The organism is Pseudomonas ficuserectae (assembly GCF_024584585.1).
Taxonomy (GTDB): Bacteria; Pseudomonadota; Gammaproteobacteria; order Pseudomonadales; family Pseudomonadaceae; genus Aquipseudomonas; species Aquipseudomonas amygdali.
On the sequence record NZ_CP085684.1, the window covers coordinates 1782082 to 1804596 of the forward strand.

The following is a 22515-nucleotide window of genomic DNA, read 5'->3' on the forward strand; positions in this document are numbered from 1 at the left end:
GTCTCCAACGCGCCGGGCATACCACCTTCGTTCCCGATACCGACTTTTTCTTCGATATCAATCCTTTCGGTAATGTCGATCTTTGTAGTTGCTGCCAGACAACGTATCTGAACGACATGTTTCCCGACGCTTCTTGCGTAAGCGTTTCGATGAGAGAAGGGCCAGGCGGATTGGCCATCACCGCCGTCATTCACCACGATGAGGAGCCGCCCTGCTGACGTGGCCTCTGCACCGCCTGCTTACAAACCTCGACCGCTCAAAAACCTCTTCACGGCCAACGGCTGCTGGGCAGATTTGCTGGAGGCCGGCGGTCTGCGCCAAATCGAAGTGGAGTCGATCAGCAAAATGCTCGCCTGCGGCACCTCGATACTGGGCGTCAAACACTACACCTGCGCCAATGAGCATTGCCCACACGTCAAATACCTGTGCAACACCTGCCATTGCCGGGCCTGTCCCTCCTGCGGCAAAAAGGCCACCGACCAGTGGATCGCCGTGCAAAACAACCGTCTGCCCGACTGCCCCTGGCAGCATCTGGTGTTCACGCTGCCCGACACGCTATGGCCCCTGTTCTTCTACAACCGCTGGCTGCTCGATGCGCTGTTTCGGCTGGCGGCCGATAACCTGCTCTACGCCGCCAGGCGGCGCGGTTTGCGCGTCGGGATTTTCGGGGCGCTGCACACCTATGGCCGGCGGCTCAACTGGCATCCCCACGTCCACCTGTCGGTGACCGCGGGCGGCCTGGATGAGCAGGGCGTCTGGAAAAATCTGTCGTTCCACAAAGAGGCCCTGCGGCGGCGCTGGATGTGGCTGGTGCGCGATTACCTGCTGGGACAGCCGCTTTCGCAACTGACGATGCCGCCGCCGCTGGCCCACATCCTCTGTGAAAGCGACTGGCGCCGTTTGATACTGACCGCTGGTGGCCAGCACTGGCACATCCACTTGTCGAAGAAGACGAAAAACGGCCGAAAGACCGTCAATTACCTGGGCCGCTACCTGAAAAAACCGCCCATCTCGGGCAGTCGTCTGGCGCATTACACCAACGGGGCCACGTTGAGCTTCACCTACCTGGATCACCGCACACAGACCTATCAGCAGGAAACGCTGAGCCAGGCCGACATGCTTTTCCGGGTGGTGCAGCACATCCCGGAAAAGCATTTCCGGATGATCCGGTATTTTGGTTTTCTGGCCAATCGGGTCTGCGGGCAGTACCTGCCAAAGGTCTATGAAGCACTGAAGATGGCGACGCCAGGACCAACACCGAAGCTGTATTTTGTGCAGATGGCCAAAGCCTTTCTAAACGTCGATCCGTTCCGTTGCGTGCTGTGTGGCGCGCGGATGGTATACACGGCGGCAATCAGCGGGCTGACGGTGCAGGGACTGGTCCTCAACGCTCAGGCGATCGCGCAGATGAGGTACGTGAAGCCCTGACAGGGGGAAGGTGCGTCCGCACCTAGGCTTCGCGGTGAAATAACCTGCATTAACGCTTTCTGATAGGGATTTTCACTGCATATGTAACGCCTCAGCGTCTTACTACGCATCGCTATGAAGGCATGACGCCTCCGTCATAGCGTCAGCCTGATGCATAGGCATTTTGAAATTCCTATGCATGAACGACGAAGGGGACAAGGGGCGTTTTCTGAGGCTGTTACGTGACGGCGCCTGCAAAAACTTCAGTACGGTGCTCGGGCCTGAGTATAACGCGGCGCATCGCGATCATTTTCACGTCGACATGGGGCGCTGGTCGGTGTGTAGGTAGCGAGCCTGTAAGCTGCCGGCAAGAGCGTTGGGGCTTATGCCGCCATCCGCAGATTCTGCAGGATCAGCGGGCGAGCCCAGCCGTTCTCGTAGTCGAACTGGCGTTGTTGGGCAGCAATGGTCTGCTCATCCAGGGGCAGGGCAGGCTTGTCGGCCAGTTCCCATTCGAATTCGGCGATTGGCAGGTGCAATGGGCGCGGTTGAGGGCCGGGGCCCGGGTTGACGCTGTCGCTGTACGGGTTCAGAACGGTAGGGCGTACCCAGTGGCTCTCGAATTCCAGATGGCGTTGTTGTTCGATCAGCTCAGCCATGCTGAAGGGCTCGGCAGGCGGCGGCAGCAAGTCAAGGTCGAACTCGGCAATCGGCAGGAACAGCGGCTCAGGTGGTTTGACCTCGGTGTCGGTGACCGGGCAGGTACGTTGCTCGACAATCTTGCTCAGGGTTTTTGCGCCAGCGACCGGTTCGCCTGTTTCAACATCCACTTCAACGGCCGTCGGGTGCACCGGCACGGGAGTGCTTTCACTGACCTGATCCGCCATCGCTCGGGCAAATGCATCCGACCACAGCTGCGTCACACCACCCAGTGTGCGTCTGTTGCGAACGCTAAAGTCGCCTGAGTGCGACAAATAGCCGATGGATGATTGAACAATCTCTGACATAGCGATCAGTACTGGCCTTGGGTCTGGCAAAATGCCGGATACTTGGTTATCGGCAGACTTTGCCGATCATTAACAATTTTTGAGTGTGTGGGCGTAATGATTGAGCAGCAAACAGGCAGTCGTATCCGGGTCGAAGCGCTCGCGGTCGCAGGGCAGGAGCAGGCGGAGCATTGGGCGCAGCGTCTAGGCTTGCCGTTGCACGACGCGGAAGCTGATTTTGCGTTGCAATCGACCGACGATGGCCTGCAATTGCAGCAGTTGGGCGACGATGCGCCTGGCGCTGTGCGAGTTGATTTTGTCGAGGGTGCAGTGGCACATCGTCGTCTGTTTGGCGGTGGCACCGGGCAAATGATTGCCAAGGCCGTCGGTATTCAGCCAGGCGTTCGTCCCGGCGTGCTGGATGCCACGGCAGGTTTGGGCAAGGATGCGTTCGTGCTGGCGAGTCTTGGTTGCGAGCTTAGCCTGATCGAGCGTCAGCCGATTATTGCTGCACTGCTGGAAGACGGTCTGGCGCGCGGACGCGATGATCGTGATGTGGGTTCGATCGTTGCCCGGATGCATTTGTTGACCGGCAACTCCATTGAAATCATTCGTGGCTGGACAGCGGAGCCGCCGCAGGTCATTTACCTCGACCCGATGTTCCCGCATCGGGAAAAAACCGCTCTGGTCAAAAAGGAAATGCGCCTGTTCCGGCCTCTGGTCGGCGATGACATGGATGCGCCTGCATTGCTGGAAGCGGCTCTTGCGCTTGCCACCCACCGTGTTGTGGTCAAACGCCCGCGCAAGGCCCCCTGCATTGACGGGCCCAAGCCAGGTTATGCGCTGGATGGAAAATCCAGCCGCTACGACATCTACCCGAAGAAGGCCTTGAAGCCTAAGGCAGTCACAGACGATAGCGGTGCATAGCGCCTGTAGCGTCGACGGCCTGAGCCCGAATCAAACGCAGATGCGCCCGTGAATACAGGCGCTAACCCTGCACTCAAAGCGCGCCAAATACCTTCTTCGCCAGGCCTGTAGCGGCCGCCGCCGGGTTGGCGCGAATACTTTCTTCCTGTTTTGCAATAATCTCGAACAGCCCGTTCAGCGCTTGTTCGGTCACGTAGCTTTCAAGGTTGGCATTTTTGCTGTCCAGCGCGCCAAATGCCGCCGCCTTGCCGGCGAATGCGTTGTACTTCTGTGCCAGACCGACTTGATCGGTAGATTTCTTGACGATAGGCAGGAATTTGGCGCGGATCTGTTCGCGGCTGGTGCTGTTGAGGTACTGGGTGGCCGAGTCCTTCCCGCCGCTTAAAATGGCCTTGGCGTCGGTCACGCTCATCTTTTTCACGGCGTCTACCAACAACGCCTGAGCCTGAGGCACTGCAGCTTCGGCGGCCTGGTTCATGCTGGTTTCCAGCTGATCGACCTGAGCACCCATGCCAAGCATTTTCATTTTTTTCGCGACCTGACCGAGTTTGCCTGGCAGCTCGATACGCACCGCTTCATTCTTGCTGAAACCGCCGGGAACACCGAGCTGTTTGACCGCGACCTGTGCGCCTTGGGTCAGCGCGTCTTTGAGACCACCGGTCGCATCCGATTGCGAGAGGTCGTTCAGCGACAGGGCGAAGACGTTGGCCGACAGCAGCAGCCCGGCGCATAGACCAGCGAAGGTGAACGAAAAGCGAGGCATGAGAGCGTCCTTGTGAGAAGTGGGTACGGGATCAAGCGTATCAGGAACTTGCGGCATCCACCCGAAGCCTGAAAGAAACAGTGCTGTTTAGTGCCGATGGAAATGATGCGGTGTGCAACAACAAAAACAACAACGGCGCGTTGAAAACGCGCCGTTGATGAAAGCCTTTGCAGCGAAGAACAATCAACCGTTCACTTGAATGACCTTGATCTTCAGACCGCTCTGATCCTGCGGCATAGCCCAGTTCAAACGGCAATGGCACTTGCTGGGTAATCTGTGTTTCGCGGGCGTCAAGGACAGTGGCTGGCACATCAGCCAGGCTGCTGTCACTCAGGGTGACAGTCAACCTGCAGCCAGTTGGCAGAGAGATGCGTGACAGGTAATAAACAACACCCTGAAGGCGTACCAAGGGTTCGCTGGACATTTCAATTTCTTTATTGAGTGTGATGAGTACCAGTCATGGGTACAAACCACACCTTAGCAGCGGCCGGGGGAGCATAAAACACGTGCCTAAATATCCCCGGCTAATTGCGGAAAAGCCCTACGCTACCCCTTCACCATTTCCCGCATCCTGCTCTTCTTCATTGCTGTGTAACGCCACTTGCCGTATCGACAGACGGATTTCGGCCGGCAACACCCGCTTGGCCGCACCTTCTGCCAGTTCGCCCAGCATCGGGTGATAGCTCAGCTTGCCAGCGCTGTCCTTGCGCAGCACGCCCATGTCCAGCAAGGTCTGGATGAAGTGCCTGAATAGACTCTTGTCGAAGAACTCTGGTGCATTAAGGCCATGCAGAATAGACAGGCGCTGGGCCATGACCGTACACAGGTCTTCCAGCTGCTCGGCGCTCAACGTGTTCTGTCCACTGTTGAGCAACAAGGCGATTGCCATGTAGAAGCGCTGCAGGGTCTGCGCGATGGCACGTGACAACAGGGTCAGCAGCACGAACTCACGGGAGCTGGGCTCCGGACGCACGTAGACGTCTTTTTTGAAGCGCAGCAAGCCTTGCTCGACGAACGCAGCCAGCCATTGATCGACAACCTCATCCAGCTCGCTCAGCGGCCAGCGAATGAACAGTTCCGATTGCAGGAATGGATACAGCGCACGCGTGTAGCGCAGGATCTGTTCGCGGCTCATGCGCGACGAGCTCTGGAAAAAGCTGGCCAGCAGTGAGGGCAGGGCAAAGATGTGCAGGACGTTGTTGCGGTAGTACGTCATCAGGACTGCATTCTGTTCGTTGAGGTACAGAATTTTGCCCAATGCATCTTTTTGTTCGGCGAGCAGGTCCATGCCTTTGACGTGCTCGATCAGCGAGCGCCCGTCGCCTTCCGGCAACGTGGTGTGCGGCGAGTAAGGTACGGCGCGCAGCAGCGTCAGGTAAAGGTCGAGAACACGCTCCATGGCCTGATCGTCCAGCGCCAGCCTTTGCGTTGACAGCAAGGCCACAGCAACCAGGTTCATCGGGTTGACGGCGGCGGCTTCATTCAGGTGCTGGGCCACACGTTCACCCAGCCGATGAGTGGTTTCGCTCAACCATTCCGGGCGAAATTGCGGTGCCAGCGCCTGCTCGCGCCAGTCCGGTTGTTCGCCGTCAAGGAATTCGGCCAGCTTGATGGGGGCACCGAAGTTCACCGATACCTGGCCGAAACGCTGCTTCAGCTCACCGATGACTTTGAAGATGTCGAAGATCGACTCTTTCTTCTTGGTCGCTCCGCGCAATTCGCCCAGATAGGTACGGCCTTCCAGCACGCGCTCATAGCCGATGTACACCGGGACGAACACAATCGGCATCCGCGAGTTGCGCAGGAAGCTGCGCAGGGTGATGGCGAGCATGCCGGTTTTCGGTTGCAACATGCGCCCGGTCCGCGAGCGACCGCCTTCGACAAAGTATTCGACCGGGAAACCCTTGATGAACAGTGTGTGCAGGTACTCGGTGAAAACCGCGGTATACAGCGGGTTGCCCTTGAATGTGCGGCGCATGAAAAACGCCCCGCCACGGCGCAGCAGGCTGCCGACGACCGGCATGTTCAGGTTGATGCCGGCAGCGATGTGCGGCGGCGTGAGCCCGTTGCGAAACAACAGATAGGACAGCAGCAGGTAATCGATATGGCTGCGGTGGCAAGGGACGTAAATGAATTCATGCCCTGGCGCCACTTCCTGCACGCCTTCGATGTGGCTGACTTTGATGCCGTCGTAAATCTTGTTCCAGAACCAGCTGAGGACGACTTCCATGAAACGGATGACGGAATAGGTGTAGTCCGAGGCGATCTCGTTGCCGTAGCTCAGCGCCCGGTCCCGTGCCTTGTCCTGCGTGATGTTCTCCCGTTCGGCTTCTTCGATGATCGCCTGCTTGACCAGCGGCTCGTCCAGCAGCCCTTTGACCACGGTGCGCCGGTGCGAAACGTCCGGGCCGATGACCGCGCTTTTCAGGTTGCGAAAGTGCACGCGCAGCAGACGCTGGGTCATGCGCAGGGTCAGTTCGTAACCTTTGTTTTCACCCACCAGCTCGCGCATGTGAATGGGCGCGGAAAACTGTACACGGGTCTTGCGACCCAGAATCAGAATGCTGACCAGGCGGCGCAACCGGCCGGTCACGGCCCAGCTGTCGGCGAACAGCAGTTTCCAGGCGCTGGACTCGCGGTCAGGTGACTGCCCCCAGAACACGCTGACCGGGATGATCTGCGCATCTTCGCCGGGGTTCTGGCTCACGGCTGCGACCAGACGCTCCAGTGTCGGCGGTGCGCCGCGCTTGTCCTGGCGGCCAAGCCAGTCAGGTGCCGGAGTCAGGTAAAAGAATGCAGCTGGCTCTATCAGGTTGCCGACCGCTACCGACAATACGGGACGAGGCAGGCCAGCCTTGCGACATTCGGTGTCGATCACCGCCAGATCGCTGATCGACGGCGACTGCAGGGCATAGAACACCGGACGGCTACGGTCCAGGTTGAGCGTAAAAGACGACTGATTGATGGTTTCCGAGCGCACCCAGAGATACAACAATCGGCGCAGGGTGCCGAACACAAGACGACGGAACGGAGAACGGGTCATACGGCTTCTGCTGAGTAAGGGACGGGCGACTGCCCGAGATGGGCGTCAGTGTGACGTATCCCGAAGCGATCGGCAAAAAGCCTGGTGTTTGTAGAAGATTAAAGACTGAGCGGCCACCTTCGAGAGCCACGACGGCACATCCTGATGCCGTCGCTGCAATAGGCTTACGAGGTGCGCCAGATGATTTCTTCCTCGCCATCGGCGCTGACGCGTATCCAGCGGTCGGCGGTTTCATCGCTTTCTTCTTCAACCCAGGTGCCGGGTGCGCAGCGCACTTCGACGTTCAAGGCTTTGAATGCCGCACGGGCGCAGGCGATGTCGTCTTCCCATGGGGTCTGATCGCTGTCCAGATGCAGACTGTTCCATTTACCGACTGCTTTGGGCAGCCAGGTTACGGTCACATTGCCGGCCTTGCACTTCCAGGTCTGGCCTTTCTGGTTCCAGTCACTGCATGGGCCCAGGGCGACGCTCAACCATTGGGCAATGGCCTTGTGGTCGACGTCTTCGTCTTTCAGGTAAATCTCGATATCGGGTTGGCGCATGGGTGCCTCTGTTGAATGCTTATTGCAGCACGAAATAATCGTAGCGCATGGAAACGGTGACCTTGAAAGGTCCTGATTGCTCAATGACGGCAGTCCGGCGCTCGGCGCTGGCGCGCCACCCGTGAGGCGTCATGGCCAGCAGATCGGCACGGGACTGGCCGTCGATCAGCTTCAGCGTATAGCGCAGGGTCTCGCTGTGTTGCAACTGCATGCCGGGTGGCACCAGAGACAGGTGCTTGTCGTCGGCATAATCGCGGACCTCATCATAAAGCTGCTGACGCAGTTCCATGAGATGTTCGCTGGTCGGGCCGACCCGCATCAGTCCGCCGCCAGGCGTCAGCAAGCGCTTGGCTTCAAGCCAGTCCAGCGGGCTGAACACACTGGCCAGAAACTGACAGCTGGCATCCGGCAAGGGAACACGGGCCATGCTGGCAACCATCCAGGTCAGCCCGGGGTCACGACGGCAGGCGCGTTTCACGGCTTCGCGGGAGATGTCCAGCGCATAGCCGTCGGCATGGGGCAGGGCCTCGGCTATTTGCGCGGTGTAATAACCTTCGCCGCAGCCGATGTCCAGCCAGTGCGCGGGGGAGCGCTCGGCGGCCAGTTCAGCCAGCCGCCGGGCTACCGGGGCGTAATGCCCGGCGTTGAGGAAGTCCCGCCGTGCTTCAACCATGGCCTGATTGTCGCCGGGGTCGCGGCTGTTCTTGTGCTGCACCGGCAACAGGTTCAGATACCCCTGACGTGCACGGTCGAAGCGGTGGTTGGCCGGGCATACCACGCCGTTGTCGGCGGTACTGAGCGGCGCAGAGCAGATCGGGCAGGTCAGCATCAGGCGAGCAACTTGACCAGGGTCTGGTAGTAGATCTCGGTCAGCACGTCGAGATCGCTGGCCAGAATCCGCTCGTTGACCTGGTGAATCGTCGCGTTGACCGGCCCCAGTTCAACCACTTGCGTACCCAGGGTCGCGATGAAACGGCCGTCGGAGGTTCCGCCGCTGGTCGAGGCTTTGGTGTCACGGCCCGTGACGCTTTTGATGCTGGACGACACGGCGTCCAGCAATGCGCCCGGCTCGGTCAGGAACGGCAGGCCGGACAACGCCCAGTTCACATGCCAGTCCAGCTCATGCTTGTCGAGAATGGCGGCGACACGCTGCTGCAAGCCTTCGACGGTCGACTCGGTCGAAAAACGGAAGTTGAACACTGCTACCAGATCACCCGGGATGACATTGGTTGCACCCGTGCCGGCGTTCAGGTTGGAGATCTGGAAGCTGGTTGGCGGGAAGAAATCGTTGCCATGGTCCCAGTGCTCTGCAGCCAGTTCGGCAAGTGCCGGAACTGCAAGGTGAATAGGGTTCTTCGCCAGATGCGGGTAAGCCACATGGCCCTGTTTGCCGCGCACGGTGAGTGTGGCGCCCAGCGAACCGCGACGCCCGTTCTTGACCACATCGCCCACCAGCGTGGTGCTCGAAGGTTCGCCGACGATGCACCAGTCCAGACGCTCCTTGCGCGCTGCCAGACGTTCGACGACAGCCTTGGTGCCGTGGTGCGCCGGGCCTTCTTCGTCACTGGTGATCAGGAATGCCACCGAACCCTTGTGATTCGGGTGATCGGCTACAAAGCGCTCGGCGGCCACGAGCATGGCTGCCAGGCTGCCTTTCATGTCCGCTGCACCGCGTCCGCATAGCATGCCGTGCTCGTCGATCAACGCATCGAACGGGTCGTTCTGCCAGTTCTCCACCGGGCCGGTAGGGACCACGTCCGTATGACCTGCGAAACACAGCACCGGGCCGTCGGTAGTGCCGTGTGTGGCCCAGAAGTTATCGACGTCTTCGATACGCATGGGCTCCAGCTTGAAGCCGGCATTGCCCAGGCGTTGCATCATCACTGCCTGACAGTCGGCATCGACCGGCGTCACTGATGGGCGGCGGATCAGATCGCAGGCAAGTTGAAGGGTGGGCGACAGGTCGGTAGGGGCAGTCATGTACAGAACTCCGGTAGCAAGACTTTGGGCGCGAAAAGGCGGATATCTTAAAGCAAAACGACGACCTGGGGCCGTCGTTTATTGTGTGCTGTGGATATGTCAAGCAGTCGACAGCGCAGGGCGGGTCGCGTGAGCAGAGAGGACGGCCATAATGATGGCTGCCAGATAAGTGAGGGATTGTGCGAACAGCATGGCTATCCAGAATCGCGGGCCCGGACCGGAAGTCCCGTCTCTTATTTGCTCGCGGGTCGGACAAATATGTTTGTAGAGGCTTTGTGCGGAGCGAAAGGGGTTATATGAGAGGCCCGAGATAGTTTTTGCCCCATCAGCCCTGATTTCGACGGGGCAACAAGCCGGGTGCCTTAACCCCCTACAAACCCCTATAATGCGCGCCGGTTTTGAGGTATTGATCATGAGCGCAGAAGATCCACGTTTCGCTGGCATCGCCCGTTTGTACGGCATTGAAGGCCTGGCGCGCCTGCGCGCGGCTCATGTGGCAGTGGTCGGTATCGGCGGCGTGGGCTCGTGGGCGGCGGAAGCCATGGCACGCAGTGGTGTGGGCGAGATTTCGCTGTTTGACATGGACGACGTCTGTGTCAGCAACAGCAACCGCCAATTGCATGCACTGGACAGCACAGTCGGTCGGCCGAAGGTCGAAGTGATGGCCGAGCGGATTCGCGCGATCAATCCTGATTGCATCGTGCATGCGGTTTCTGATTTCGTGACCCGCGACACGATGGCTGAGTGCATCACCCCGGACATGGATTTCGTGATCGACTGTATCGACAGCGTCAACGCCAAGGCAGCACTGATTTCGTGGTGTAAGCGGCGCAAGATCCAGATGATCACCACCGGTGGTGCCGGTGGGCAGATTGATCCGACCCTGATTCAGATCGCCGACTTGAACCGCACGTTCAACGACCCTCTTGCCTCCAAGGTACGTTCCACCTTGCGTCGCGACTATGGCTTTTCACGCACGCCTAACCGCCACTACAGCGTGCCTTGCGTGTTCTCCAGCGAACAGCTGCGCTATCCCAAGCCTGATGGCAGTATTTGCCTGGAAAAGAAGTTCGTCGGTGAGGGTGTAAAGCTCGACTGTGCAGGCGGCTTCGGCGCGGTGATGATGGTCACTGCCACGTTCGGCATGGTCGCCGCCACGCGTGCAGTGGACAAGCTGGTTGCAGGTGCGCGACGGCCTTCGGAGCGGGTCAAGCCAGCGGTTGCAACGCCCGATCAGGCTTGAGTCAGCTGACGCATCTTCTGTAGCACGGCATTCAGGCCGTTGCTGCGTGATGGTGAGAGCTGGCGACCAAGGCCCAACTGATCGAACCAGTCAGACAAGTCCACGGCTTCCAGCTCCGGGGCCGACAGACCGTTAACGCGGGCCAGCAGTAGCGCCACCAGACCTCGAATCAGCCGGGCGTCGCTGCTGGCTCTGAACAGCCAGGCTCCTGCACTGACTTCGCCCGTCAGCCAGACCTTGCTTTCACAGCCGTGTACGAGATTGTCGTCCGTCTTTTCTTCGTCGCTCAACGAGGGGAGGCGATCCCCCCATTGCATGAGCAGGCGTGCCCGCTGTTCCCAGCTCTGTGGCTGGGAAAAGCTGTCGAGCGCGGTCTGCGCCAATGCGGGGAGAGTCATCGAAGCAGCTCCAGTGCCTGATCCAGTGCGCTGAAAAACCGCAGCAAGTCATCTGAATCATTGTAGAGCGCAAGTGAAACACGAATTGCGCTGGGCAGACCGAGTGTATCGAACAGTGGCATCGCGCAGTGACGACCAGCGCGCACGGCAATACCCTGTTCGGTCAGCAAATGAGCCAGATCGGCGTTGTGTATGCCGTCCACGACGAAACTGGCCAGTGCCAGGTCCGGTGAGCCCAATACCTGAATACCTTCACGCCTTTGCAGGCCTTCAAGCAGGCGACGGTGCAGATTTGCTTCGTGTTCCGCGACCGCCTGATGATCAAGGTTTTCCAGGTAAGCCAGCGTAGCGCCCAGACCGATCACGCTGGCGATGGGCGGGGTGCCCGCTTCAAAGCCCAGCGGTGCCGGGCGAAATTTCGCGTGTTGATAATCGGCGGTCAGCACCATCTCGCCGCCGAACTGCCAGTGCGTCAGGTTCGGTAGCGCGTCGTTGCGTCCGTACAGCACACCTAGCCCTTCCGGACCATAAAGCTTGTGGCTGGAAAACACATAAAAGTCGCAGCCCAGTGCCTGTACATCGTGGCGTCCATGCACCACACCTTGTGATCCGTCCACGACCGTGAGCGCACCTTGCGCTTTCGCCAGTGCGATAAGGCGGGCGAGCGGCTGCCAGGTGCCGAGCACGTTGGACAACTGACTGACTGCGAGCAGACGCGTGCGAGGGCCGATCAGACTGGCCGCAGCATGGCAGTCGATTACACCATCGGGATCGAGCGGCAGTATCACCAGTTTCAGGCCGCGGCGCTGAGCCAGTTGCTGCCACGGCAGCAGGTTGGCGTGATGTTCCAGTGCGCTAATGGCGATCTCGTCGCCCGCAGTGAAACTATGCTCCAGCCCATAGGCCAGCAGGTTGAGCGCAGAAGTGGCCCCGTGGGTAAAGATGATTTGTCCGCTCTCGCCGGCATTCAGCCAGTGCGCGGCCTTGCCACGGCTGGCTTCAAACGCCTGGGTGGCGTGTGCGCCCGGCAGATGCTGGGCACGATGCACGTTGGCGGCACCGTTGACGTAGTAATGAGTCAGGGCATCGATCAGCGCCTGGGGTTTTTGCGTGGTGGCGGCGTTGTCCAGATAGGTCTGGCCTTGCCGTTGCAGGGCGGCGATAGCGGGGAAGTCGCCACGCCAGGGAGAAATGAGGGGCATTGTTCGTCCAGCGTGTGGAGGCGGGTTCAAGGCCGCAGCCTTGAACCCGCACACAGCATCAGTTATGAGCGTGCAGTGCTTCGTTCAGCTCGATGGCCGACTTGTGGGTTTTGCATTCCACTGCGCCGGTCTGCGAGTTGCGACGGAACAACAGGTCGTTCTGGCCTGCCAGCTCGCGTGCCTTGACGATCTTGACCAGTTCGTTGTTCTCATCGAGCAGCGCGACCTTGGTGCCGGCGGTCACATACAGACCCGATTCCACGGTATTGCGATCGCCCAGCGGAATACCGATGCCGGCGTTGGCACCGATCAGGCAGCCTTCGCCAACCTTGATGATGATGTTGCCGCCACCCGACAGCGTACCCATGGTCGAGCAGCCGCCACCCAGATCCGAGCCCTTGCCGACGAATACGCCTGCAGAAACGCGGCCTTCGATCATGCCCGGGCCTTCGGTGCCGCCATTGAAGTTGACGAAGCCTTCGTGCATGACGGTGGTGCCTTCGCCGATGTAAGCGCCCAGACGTACGCGAGCACTGTCAGCGATACGAACGCCACTCGGGACGACGTAGTCAGTCATTTTCGGGAATTTGTCGACCGAGAACACTTCCAGCAGTTCGCCTTTAAGGCGTGCTTCAAGCTGACGTTCGGCCAGTTCGGCGAGATCGACCGCGCCCTGGCTGGTCCAGGCTACGTTTGGCAGCAACGGGAAGATACCTGCCAGGTTCAGGCCGTGTGGCTTGACCAGGCGATGCGACAGCAGGTTCAGCTTGAGGTAAGCCTCTGGAGTCGACGTCAGGGTTGCGTCTTCAGCCAGCAGGGTGGCAACCAGCGGCTTCTGGCTTTCCGCCAGACGAGTCAGCAGCGCGGCCTGGGTCGCGTCCACGGATTTGACCGCCTCGGCCAGCTTGTATGCTAGGTCTACATTGAAGGTGATTGCCTGATTGCCGTTGGTGTAACCCAGAACAGGCGCGATGGCCGCGACCAGTTCTACGGAAGGATTGATCAGCGGCTGAGCGTAAAATACTTCGAGCCATGAGCCTTGACGATTTTGAGTGCCGACGCCGAAGGCCAGGCTGAACAGGGTAGTGGACATGTAAATACCTCTTGGCTTTATCAAGGGGCTTTCAGTAGCGCTCTGGCTTACTGTAAAGCCGCTGCATACAGGTCGGGCTTGAAGCCGATCAGGGTTTTATTGCCCAGATCAAGCACCGGACGCTTGATCATGGACGGCTGCGCGAGCATCAGTTCTATGGCTTTCGCCTGATCGAGATCGGCCTTTTGTCCGTCATCGAGCTTGCGAAAGGTGGTGCCTGCGCGGTTCAGCACGACCTGCCAGCCGTGTTCATTGCACCACTGCGCGAGGTATTCCCGGTCGATGCCCTGTGTCTTGTAGTCATGAAAATCGTAGCTCACGGAATTATCGTCGAGCCAGGTGCGGGCCTTCTTCATGGTGTCGCAGGCTTTGATGCCAAATAGAGTGTAAGTCATCGTTTTGGGGTGGGGTGGCTGATCTTGCTCGATACTCCCCACTTTCTCTCCTCGCAATTTAGCCGGGTATTATGCCACGTCAGACCGCGTCGTGTTGTGACAGCGCTGGTACAAAGACTGAACAAAAACTAGATAATAACCCTAACTGTCATTAAGAAAACTTCACCCTTCCACGCTTGAGTGGCAAGCCCGGGCGGGCAATTATTGCTTTCCATTTAAAGGCTGGGTGCGTTATGTCTGAACAAGAGAAGAAGCGTCAAGAAGCGCTTGTCCGGCAACGTTATTACAGGGAACGTCAACGTGCCGAGGGATTCAAGCAAAGTACGATCTGGATTCATGGTGAGGCTGAGACGCAAGGCAGGCTGGCCGCACGTGAAGGAAAACCGTTGCTGCCCATGCAGTCCCATGACCCGGTAAGCTGGGCGGTCGGGTGGGTTGCGGAAAAACTGCGAACACCACAGTGACCGGTAGCGCTGTAAAGCCCTCGCGCCACACGGGTGAAGTACGTGGCGCGATCTCTCAAATGCGGTTGCTGGCTAATTCGGCAGGGTAGCGGCCAGCGCATTGCAGGCACTGCTTGCGCATTACTGCCTGACGATCAGTATTTTCTTTACGATGCCTTGTCAGTTCGCCTCGAACTTTGAGTTTTTCCGGTCCCCGTATATGGAACCCATCACTTTGATGTCGTTAGGGCTTAGCGTCTTGCCTGTGTTGATAATTTCAAAGTCGCCAAGGGTCAGGCCGTTGGGAATGTCGTAATGCATGACGGAATCACGGTCGTAAGCCGAATGGTAGAAATCAGCAGCTTCGTACTTGTCGAAAAAATTGGTATTGATTTCTTCGTCAGTCAATCCGGATTGTAAAAGCAGAGGGCGTAGAAGCGGTTCGTTCCAGGGGATGTTTGCCTGAGGATGCTGGTGCTCGTGAACTGCTCCCAAGGCGTGCCCGAATTCATGGAGCACGATGCGCGTCAAGTCCGGCATGGGTTTCAGGTCTGCCGTGAACAGCTCCTTGACGTTGAATTCCATGGTGGCTTCATTCTGCTCGGCCAACAGGGCATCAGTCCCTATGGCGCTCCAGTTCAGATGCTCGTTGAAACCGATTCGGATATCGCTGACCCCGCCTGTCACAAACTCGAATTTCAGATTTATGTGAGGCAGCCATTTCTTTGCAGCTTCGACAACGGGGGTTGTCAGAATGGCAGGAGGGTCTTTCTGAAAAAGCATTTTCAGGGTCCGCCCACGTGCCCAGTATTTGCTGAACGAAACCAGAAGACGCGCCATGTGCGTTGACTCTTCGCAGCCATGGCGTGCTCCTGATTCGTAGGCAGGAGTGATTGCTGCGTTGGCGGGGTTTTCGCGAATGGCGGTTTCGTACGAGGCCTGATGATTCGTTGCACTGCGCATGGCGCAGGATGCAGGCAGCTTTATGCCCTGTGTGGTGGGTGCAGACATGGGATTGACCTTCATCGTAGTTCGCTTCCTTTCAGGAAGCCTGAAAAATGAAGGTTGAAGGTACGTTTGTGCAGGGTGTAGCAGGTGGTAACTAATTACCCCGCCGCACATCGCGTGCGGCGGGGCTGTCCTCCTGAAGCTTGGCTTTTTATTTGCTCAGGAACGCGCGGATACGTTCGGCGGCTTCGACGCACTCGGCCAAAGGTGCCACGAGCGCCAGGCGAACCCGGCCGGCACCCGGGTTGACGCCATCCACCTCGCGGGAAAGGTACGAACCCGGTACTGCAGTCACATGCTGATCGATGAACAGGTCTCGGCAAAATGCAGCATCATCGGTGCCTACATTCGGCCACAGGTAAAACCCCCCGTCCGGGCGCTGGACGTCGAGCACTGGCGCGAGGATGTCGAGCACAGCATCGAATTTTTCACGGTACAAGTCACGGTTCGCGCGTACGTGCTCCTCGTCATTCCAGGCAGCAATGCTCGCCAGCTGAGTCTGTACCGGCATGGCGCAGCCGTGATACGTGCGATACAGCAGGAAGGCCTTGAGAATGTCGGCATCACCGGCCACAAAACCTGAACGCAGGCCTGGCAGGTTGGAACGCTTGGACAGGCTGTGGAACACCACGCAACGCTTGAAATCCTGGCGACCCAGCTCGACGCAGGCGCTGAGCAAGCCAGGTGGTGGAGCCTGCTCATCGAAGTACAGCTCGCTGTAGCATTCGTCCGCAGCAATGACAAAGTCATGTTCGTCGGCCAGGGCGATGAGTTTTTTCAGGGTTTCAACAGGAATCAGTGCTCCGGTCGGGTTACCCGGCGAGCACAGGAACAGGATCTGGCAGCGCTTCCAGGTGTCCGCGCTGACTGCGTCGAAATCGGGATTGAAACCGTTGTCGCTCAGGCATGGCAGGTAGTGAGGCTGGGCTCCGGCCAGAAAGGCGGCACCTTCATAGATCTGATAAAACGGGTTCGGGCTGATCACCAGGCCGTCATCGCTACGATTGACCACTGTCTGGGTGAAGGCGAACAGCGCTTCGCGTGTGCCATTGACCGGCAATACATTGCGCGCCGGATCGATCCAGCCCTGTGGTACGCCGAATCGACGGTTGCACCAGCCGGCAATGGCTTCGCGCAGCGCCGGGATACCCAGCGTGGTCGGGTAAACCGCCATCTGATCGAGGTTGTCTGCGAGTGTCTTGGCGACGAAATCGGGTGAGCGGTGTTTCGGCTCACCAATCGACAATGCAACAGGGCGCTTTTCCGGGTTGGGCGTTACGCTGGCCAGCAAGGCGCGCAGCTTCTCGAAAGGGTAAGGCTGAAGCAGTTGCATGGCGTTATTCATGGGGAGTGTTCCTCAATGGACTGCGTTGAGTCGATTCGTTTGGCCGAGTGCTCATATGCTGATTCGCAAATCATGGCCGGGCTCTGAGTTGACGCTCAGTTGCTTGACGATTGCGTCCTGCAGCTGGCTGCACAGCTGTGGGTCGGACAGCGGATGATTGTTCGCGTCGGTGATGAAGAACACGTCTTCCACGCGTTCGCCCAGGGTCGCAATCTTGGCATTCTGCAATGACAGATCGAACTCCAGGAAGATCTTGCCAATGCGCGCCAGCAGGCCGGGGCGGTCAGGTGCCAGCAGTTCAAGTACCGTCACAGGGCGCTGGGCGTCGTTGTGAATGGTGACTTGCGGTGCGAACGCAAAGTGCTTGAGCTGACGAGGCACGCGGCGCTTGATGATCGTCGGGTAATCATCCGGGTTGCGCAGCGCTTCGGTCAGGCCGTTGCGGATTTCCTGAACGCGTTCCGGGTTGTCGCCGCTCGAACCGCCTTCGTTATCGAGGACGATATAGGTGTCGAGTGTGAATTTGCTGCTGGACGTGATAATGCGCGCGTCATGAATGTTCAGGTTCAACTGGTCCATCGCCGCCACGGTCACAGCGAAGAAATCATGCTGGTCAGGGGCGTAAATGAATATTTGCGTCCCGCCTTCGAATTCCCGCTGAGTGGTTTCCTTTATCAGCACCAGCGGGCCGCCGTCGGCTGGCTGCTGCAGGATGGCATCGCTGTGCCAGGCAACATCGCCAGCGGTGTGACGCAGGAAATAATCGTCTCCCAGCGCTGACCAGAGTTGCTCGACATCGTCAGGGTCGGTGCCGTTGCGTACCAGGATGTCCAGCGCTGCAGTCTGGGTGCGACGGATCTGCTCCTCGCGATCAACCGGGTTTTCCAGGCCGCGGCGCAAGGCGCGTTTGGTTTCGGTGTACAACTGGCGCAGCAGGCTGGCGCGCCACGAATTCCAGAGGGTCGGGTTGGTTGCGTTGATGTCGGCAACGGTCAGCACATACAGATAGTCCAGGTGCACTTCGTCGCCGACGAACTGGGCGAAATCGTGGATGACCTGGGGATCTGAAAGGTCCTTGCGCTGTGCGGTGGTCGACATGACCAGATGGTTGCTCACCAGCCAGACAATAAGACGGGTGTCCCAGTCAGGCAGATGATGGCGCGTACCGAACGCCTGTGCATCTATTGCGCCCAGCTCCGAGTGATCGCCGCCACGGCCCTTGCCAATGTCGTGGTACAGCCCGGCCAGGTAGATCAGCTCCGGCTTTGGCAGTCGAGCCATTATTTTGCTTGCCAGCGGAAATTTTTCGGACACTTCTGTGTATTGCAGCTTGCGCAGGTGCTTGATCAGATTCAGCGTGTGCGCATCGACGGTATAGATGTGGAACAGGTCATGCTGCATCTGCCCGACGATATGGCCGAATTCCGGCAGATATAGCCCGAGAATGCCGTAGCGGTTCATCCGGCGCAGGTTGCGATGAATGCCTGTCTCGCACTTGAACAGCTCTATGAACAGGCTGGTGTTACGGATATCGTTACGGAAATCATCGTTGATCAGGTGCCGGTGTTCACGCAGCAAACGAATGGTGTCGGCGCGCACGCCCTTTATCTCGGGATGCTGGGCCATGAGCACGAAAATCTCGATCATGGCAAACGGGGTGCGCTTGAAAACGTTCGGGTTGGTGGCTTCTATATAGCCGTCGTGCAGCTGGAAGCGCGAATTGATCGGCTGCGCTGTGCCGCTGTCGTCGGAAAGAATCACTTCTTCGAAATGCTGGATGATCAGATCGCTGAGTTCTGCGATGCTCATGACCACGCGATAATACTTCTGCATGAAACGCTCGATGGCGAGCTTGGCGTCACTGTCTTCATAGCCCAGCAAGCCTGCGATGCGGACCTGATAATCGAACAGAAGCCGATCTTCTGATCGTCCGGCCAGCATGTGCAACGCATAGCGCACTTTCCAGAGAAACTCCTGGGAGGAGGCCAGCAGGGCGTTTTCACTGCCCAGCAGGAAGCCTTCGCCTGCCAGTGCATGCAGATTCAACGTGCCGTACTGGCGTCGCGCAACCCACAGAATGGTCTGAATGTCGCGCAGGCCGCCGGGCGAGCCCTTGACGTTGGGTTCCAGGTTGTATTCGGTATCGTTGTACTTGTGATGACGCTTTTTCTGTTCGGCGTGCTTGGCAAGGAAGAACTCCTTGCTCGGCCACATATGCTGTGTACTGGTGACTTCCAGCATGCGTTGGCGCAGATGCTCGGGACCTGCAATGGTGCGGCTTTCCATCAGGTTGGTGATGACAGTCAGGTCGGCCAGGCCTTCCTGTGCACATTCATTGACAGAGCGCACGCTTTGCCCGACCTCCAGACCGATGTCCCAGAGCAGTGTCAGAAACCGCTCGATAGGTTCGCGAAAAATTTCGTGGTCATCACTGTCCAGCAGGATCAGCAGGTCAATGTCCGAGTACGGATGCAGCTCGCCGCGCCCGTAGCCGCCCACTGCAAGCAGGGCGATATCGGCATCTTCGCTCCATTCGAACTGATCCCAGGCCTTCTGCAGGATGTTATCTACAAACCATGCCCGGTCTTCTATCAGTCGCCGAATGTCGCGCCCTGACCTGAAACGATCATCAAGGACGTCTTTCGCCCTGCGGATAGCCTTCTTGAACGCAGCGATGGGGCTGGCTTTCAAGGCCAGTTCGGCCTGGAACTGGCCACGATCGAACAAGTCTGGATCTACTTGCGGCATGGAGCAGTATTCCTCATGTCGGGCTGTGCAAGTGATGTGTCGGGTGTTCAGTCGTGCAGCCTCCGGTCAGGGGGCTTTTTGTGCAATAGTGTCGTCACTGCGTAAAGTGAAGATTTCGTAACCGTCAGCGGTTACCAGCAGCGTGTGCTCCCATTGCGCCGAGAGCTTGCGGTCCTTGGTGATCGCCGTCCAGCCATCGCCAAGGATCTTGGTTTCAGGGCGTCCCTGGTTGATCATCGGCTCGATGGTGAAGGTCATGCCTTCCTGCAGTTCGATACCGGTTCCAGCCTCGCCGAAGTGCATGACCTGCGGCTCTTCATGAAACACCTTGCCGATGCCGTGACCACAGAACTCCCGAACCACAGAGAAACCATTCTTTTCAGCGTGTTTCTGAATAACGGCGCCGATGTCGCCCAGGCGAGTGCCGGGTTTGACGATTTCGATAGCCTTATACAGACACTCTTGAGTTACTTTCGACAGACGCTCGGCCCATACCGGAACGGTGCCGACATGGAACATCCTGCTGGTGTCCCCGTGGTACCCGTCCTTTATGACGGTAACGTCAATGTTGAGCGAGTCGCCGTTCTTCAGCTTCTTGTCGCTCGGGATGCCGTGGCAGACTACCTGATTGATCGAGGTGCAGATCGACTTGGGGAAGCCTTTGTAGTTAAGCGGGGCAGGGATCGCCTGTTGCTCGTTGACGATGTAATCGTGGCAGAGGCGGTCCAGCTCTTCGGTGGTTACACCGGGCTTTACGTGAGGCGCTATCATTTCCAGAACATCGGCGGCCAGGCGACCGGCGATGCGCATCTTTTCGATGTCTTCCGGGGTTTTGAGGGTGATGGTCATACAGAATCTCTCGGCGTGGCTGGCACGCGGTTGGTGCGCAAAGGCGCAATTCTATCAGACCGCCGGTGCCGGGTAATCATCGCTTCCTTCTATAGGCAGCGGATGCGGCTTTAAAAGCACCGCAAAACAAGAACTTGATGGGAGTTCCGTTCTCTTCCCTTTTGTGATATAAAATGCGCCGCTTTCCAAGGTCCGTCCTTGAAGCACAAACCCACACACGTGTCGACACGATGACCTGGGTGCCCTTGGCAGATGCCATTGGTTGGTCATTGGGATGCGTGGAGGCCTAACCCGACTTATTATCAAGGAACTATCATGTCCCAAGTCAATATGCGCGATATGCTGAAGGCCGGTGTGCACTTCGGTCACCAAACCCGTTACTGGAACCCGAAAATGGGTAAGTACATTTTCGGCGCGCGTAACAAGATTCACATCATCAACCTTGAAAAAACCCTGCCTATGTTCAACGAAGCTCTGACTTTCGTTGAGCGCCTGGCTTCGGGCAAAAACAAGATTCTGTTCGTCGGCACCAAGCGTTCCGCTGGCAAAATCGTTGCTGAAGAAGCAGCACGTTGCGGTTCGCCGTACGTCGACCATCGCTGGTTGGGTGGCATGCTGACCAACTTCAAGACCATCCGTCAGTCGATCAAACGTCTGCGCGAGCTGGAAGTACAGTCCGAAGACGGTACTTTCGCCAAGCTGACCAAGAAAGAAGCCCTGATGCGCACCCGTGATCTGGAAAAACTGGATCGCAGCCTGGGTGGTATCAAGGACATGGGCGGTCTGCCAGACGCACTGTTCGTTGTCGACGTTGATCACGAGCGCATCGCGATCACCGAAGCCAACAAGCTGGGTATCCCGGTTATCGGCGTTGTCGATACCAACAGCAGCCCGGAAGGCGTTGACTACATCATCCCGGGCAACGATGACGCCATTCGCGCCATCCAGCTGTACATGGGTTCGATGGCTGACGCTGTTATCCGTGGTCGTAACAATGTTGCTGGCGGCACCGACGTATTCGTCGAAGAAGCTCCAGCTGCAGCTGCTGTAGAAGGCTGAGTACAAACGCCTGGCGTTTACTCAGTACGCGAAAAGGGGGCTTAGCCCCCTTTTTGCCACCTAGGAAATGATTTGTCGGTCTGTAGCCATGACCTTGCTGTCATGTGTTGCTGCCACCCTGATTTTTCAAGAATTGCACGCCCGGCGAGCCGGGTGGAATGGTTGAAGACCTATCCAAGAGGATTTTGAAATGGCAGAGATTACTGCAGCGTTGGTCAAAGAACTGCGCGAGCGTACCGGCGAAGGCATGATGGACTGCAAAAAGGCCTTGACCAAGGCTGGCGGCGACATCGAAAAAGCAATCGACGATATGCGTGCTTCCGGCGCGATCAAGGCCGCCAAGAAAGCAGGCAACGTTGCTGCTGAAGGCGCTATCGCCATCAAGGACGACGGTAAAGCCGCTGTCATCATCGAAGTCAACTCGCAGACCGACTTCCTGGCCCTGCAAGACGACTTCAAGGCTTTCGTTGCTGCAAGCGTCGAAAAAGCCTTCGCTGAGAAGATGACTGATGCCGCTCCGTTGATCGAAGCTCAGGAAGCTGCACGTCTGGTACTGGTCGGCAAGGTTGGCGAAAACGTCAACATCCGTCGCCTGAAGCGTATCGAAGGTGATGTTGTAGGTACTTACCTGCACGGCAACAAGATCGGCGTAGTTGTTACCCTCAAGGGTGGCGACGTCGAGCTGGCCAAAGATATCGCCATGCACGTAGCGGCAAGCAACCCCGAGTTCCTGTTCCCTTCGGAAGTTTCTGCCGAAGCGATCGAGCGCGAGAAAAACGTCTTCCTGCAACTGAACGAAGACAAGATCAAAGGCAAGCCAGCTGAAATCGTTGAAAAAATGGTTGGCGGTCGTATCACCAAGTTCCTGGCTGAAGCCAGCCTGGTCGAGCAAGCCTTCGTCAAGAACCCGGAAGTCAAGGTCGGTGATCTGGCCAAGAAAGCCGGTGCTGAAATCGTGTCCTTCACCTACTTCAAAGTAGGCGACGGCATCGAGAAGCCAGTTGATAACTTCGCTGACGAAGTGGCTGCACAGCTGGCTGCTGCCAAGCAGTAAGACGGTTTTTCAACTGTCGCCCCAAAGAGG

General features: G+C 58.1%; 21 protein-coding genes and 1 pseudogene. 7 read left to right on the top strand and 15 right to left on the bottom strand.

Annotated features, from left to right (window positions below; genetic code table 11):
- Positions 1-198: 198 nt before the first annotated feature.
- Both LJU29_RS07865 and LJU29_RS07870 read left to right on the top strand, forming a co-directional pair.
- The gene (locus LJU29_RS07865) at positions 199-1428 is read left to right on the top strand and encodes an IS91 family transposase (RefSeq protein ID WP_442628774.1); all 1230 of its coding nucleotides are present in this window, start codon (positions 199-201) and stop codon (positions 1426-1428) included.
- Positions 1429-1612: 184 nt separating this feature from the next.
- Positions 1613-1756: pseudogene (locus tag LJU29_RS07870) on the top strand (extensin family protein); the annotation flags it as partial.
- Positions 1757-1790: 34 nt separating this feature from the next.
- On the opposite strand, the gene LJU29_RS07875 reads toward LJU29_RS07870, so the two are convergent.
- The gene (locus LJU29_RS07875) at positions 1791-2414 is read right to left on the bottom strand and encodes a hypothetical protein (protein ID WP_005760179.1); all 624 of its coding nucleotides are present in this window, start codon (positions 2412-2414) and stop codon (positions 1791-1793) included.
- A gap of 96 nt (positions 2415-2510) precedes the next feature.
- Between LJU29_RS07875 and LJU29_RS07880 the strand changes: the two genes are divergently transcribed.
- Positions 2511-3320, top strand: coding sequence for a class I SAM-dependent methyltransferase (locus LJU29_RS07880; RefSeq protein ID WP_005760181.1), 810 nt, complete (start codon positions 2511-2513; stop codon positions 3318-3320).
- A gap of 73 nt (positions 3321-3393) precedes the next feature.
- Here LJU29_RS07880 and LJU29_RS07885 read toward each other — a convergent pair whose 3' ends face one another.
- The 6 genes from LJU29_RS07885 to dapE form a co-directional block, all read right to left on the bottom strand.
- Complete coding sequence (locus tag LJU29_RS07885; protein ID WP_005760182.1) at positions 3394-4083, bottom strand: DUF4197 domain-containing protein; 690 nt, start codon at positions 4081-4083, stop codon at positions 3394-3396.
- Between the two features lie 40 nt (positions 4084-4123).
- Positions 4124-4507 carry a YbaY family lipoprotein gene (locus tag LJU29_RS07890; RefSeq protein ID WP_005760183.1) on the bottom strand — a complete coding sequence of 128 codons (384 nt, stop codon included), beginning with the start codon at positions 4505-4507 and terminating at the stop codon, positions 4124-4126.
- Between the two features lie 117 nt (positions 4508-4624).
- Positions 4625-7126 carry a glycerol-3-phosphate 1-O-acyltransferase PlsB gene (plsB, locus tag LJU29_RS07895; RefSeq protein ID WP_257112007.1) on the bottom strand — a complete coding sequence of 834 codons (2502 nt, stop codon included), beginning with the start codon at positions 7124-7126 and terminating at the stop codon, positions 4625-4627.
- 164 nt (positions 7127-7290) lie between these two features.
- Positions 7291-7668: a hypothetical protein gene (locus LJU29_RS07900; protein ID WP_257112008.1), complete on the bottom strand. Its 378-nt coding sequence runs from the start codon at positions 7666-7668 to the stop codon at positions 7291-7293.
- Positions 7669-7687: 19 nt separating this feature from the next.
- Positions 7688-8497, bottom strand: coding sequence for a putative RNA methyltransferase (locus tag LJU29_RS07905; RefSeq protein ID WP_257112009.1), 810 nt, complete (start codon positions 8495-8497; stop codon positions 7688-7690).
- A complete protein-coding gene (gene dapE, locus LJU29_RS07910) occupies positions 8497-9648 on the bottom strand; it encodes a succinyl-diaminopimelate desuccinylase (protein WP_002554740.1) in 1152 nt (383 codons plus the stop codon). The genes LJU29_RS07905 and dapE overlap by 1 nt, the downstream gene beginning before the upstream one ends.
- Before the next feature lie 412 nt (positions 9649-10060).
- On the opposite strand from dapE, the gene tcdA reads away from it, so the two are divergent.
- Positions 10061-10891, top strand: coding sequence for a tRNA cyclic N6-threonylcarbamoyladenosine(37) synthase TcdA (tcdA, locus tag LJU29_RS07915; protein WP_054996114.1), 831 nt, complete (start codon positions 10061-10063; stop codon positions 10889-10891).
- Here the strand turns inward: tcdA and LJU29_RS07920 are convergent.
- The 4 genes from LJU29_RS07920 to LJU29_RS07935 are packed head-to-tail and all read right to left on the bottom strand — an operon-like array spanning position 10882 to position 13979.
- Positions 10882-11289 carry a SufE family protein gene (locus tag LJU29_RS07920; RefSeq protein ID WP_002554738.1) on the bottom strand — a complete coding sequence of 136 codons (408 nt, stop codon included), beginning with the start codon at positions 11287-11289 and terminating at the stop codon, positions 10882-10884. The genes tcdA and LJU29_RS07920 overlap by 10 nt on opposite strands.
- The gene (locus tag LJU29_RS07925) at positions 11286-12491 is read right to left on the bottom strand and encodes an aminotransferase class V-fold PLP-dependent enzyme (protein ID WP_057454565.1); all 1206 of its coding nucleotides are present in this window, start codon (positions 12489-12491) and stop codon (positions 11286-11288) included. The genes LJU29_RS07920 and LJU29_RS07925 overlap by 4 nt, the downstream gene beginning before the upstream one ends.
- A 58-nt stretch (positions 12492-12549) precedes the next feature.
- Positions 12550-13584, bottom strand: coding sequence for a 2,3,4,5-tetrahydropyridine-2,6-dicarboxylate N-succinyltransferase (gene dapD / locus LJU29_RS07930; RefSeq protein WP_257112010.1), 1035 nt, complete (start codon positions 13582-13584; stop codon positions 12550-12552).
- Between the two features lie 47 nt (positions 13585-13631).
- Positions 13632-13979: an ArsC family reductase gene (locus tag LJU29_RS07935; RefSeq protein ID WP_005760195.1), complete on the bottom strand. Its 348-nt coding sequence runs from the start codon at positions 13977-13979 to the stop codon at positions 13632-13634.
- 233 nt (positions 13980-14212) lie between these two features.
- Here LJU29_RS07935 and LJU29_RS07940 point away from each other — a divergent pair, with 233 nt between their 5' ends.
- Positions 14213-14443: a hypothetical protein gene (locus LJU29_RS07940; RefSeq protein WP_005760197.1), complete on the top strand. Its 231-nt coding sequence runs from the start codon at positions 14213-14215 to the stop codon at positions 14441-14443.
- Positions 14444-14602: 159 nt separating this feature from the next.
- Here LJU29_RS07940 and LJU29_RS07945 read toward each other — a convergent pair whose 3' ends face one another.
- The 4 genes from LJU29_RS07945 to map form a co-directional block, all read right to left on the bottom strand.
- Positions 14603-15448, bottom strand: a complete 846-nt coding sequence (locus LJU29_RS07945; protein WP_057422950.1) for a matrixin family metalloprotease — start codon at positions 15446-15448, stop codon at positions 14603-14605.
- Between the two features lie 133 nt (positions 15449-15581).
- Positions 15582-16775, bottom strand: a complete 1194-nt coding sequence (dapC, locus tag LJU29_RS07950; protein WP_257112011.1) for a succinyldiaminopimelate transaminase — start codon at positions 16773-16775, stop codon at positions 15582-15584.
- Between the two features lie 51 nt (positions 16776-16826).
- Positions 16827-19523, bottom strand: coding sequence for a [protein-PII] uridylyltransferase (locus tag LJU29_RS07955; protein ID WP_005760201.1), 2697 nt, complete (start codon positions 19521-19523; stop codon positions 16827-16829).
- Between the two features lie 66 nt (positions 19524-19589).
- Positions 19590-20372, bottom strand: coding sequence for a type I methionyl aminopeptidase (map, locus tag LJU29_RS07960; protein ID WP_002554731.1), 783 nt, complete (start codon positions 20370-20372; stop codon positions 19590-19592).
- 315 nt (positions 20373-20687) lie between these two features.
- Here map and rpsB point away from each other — a divergent pair, with 315 nt between their 5' ends.
- Entirely contained in the window at positions 20688-21431 is a 744-nt protein-coding gene (rpsB, locus tag LJU29_RS07965) for a 30S ribosomal protein S2 (RefSeq protein ID WP_005760205.1), read from the top strand.
- A 190-nt stretch (positions 21432-21621) separates the two neighbouring features.
- On the top strand, positions 21622-22485 hold the full coding sequence (tsf, locus tag LJU29_RS07970; RefSeq protein ID WP_005760208.1) for a translation elongation factor Ts: 864 nt from the start codon (positions 21622-21624) through the stop codon (positions 22483-22485).
- Positions 22486-22515: the final 30 nt, after the last annotated feature.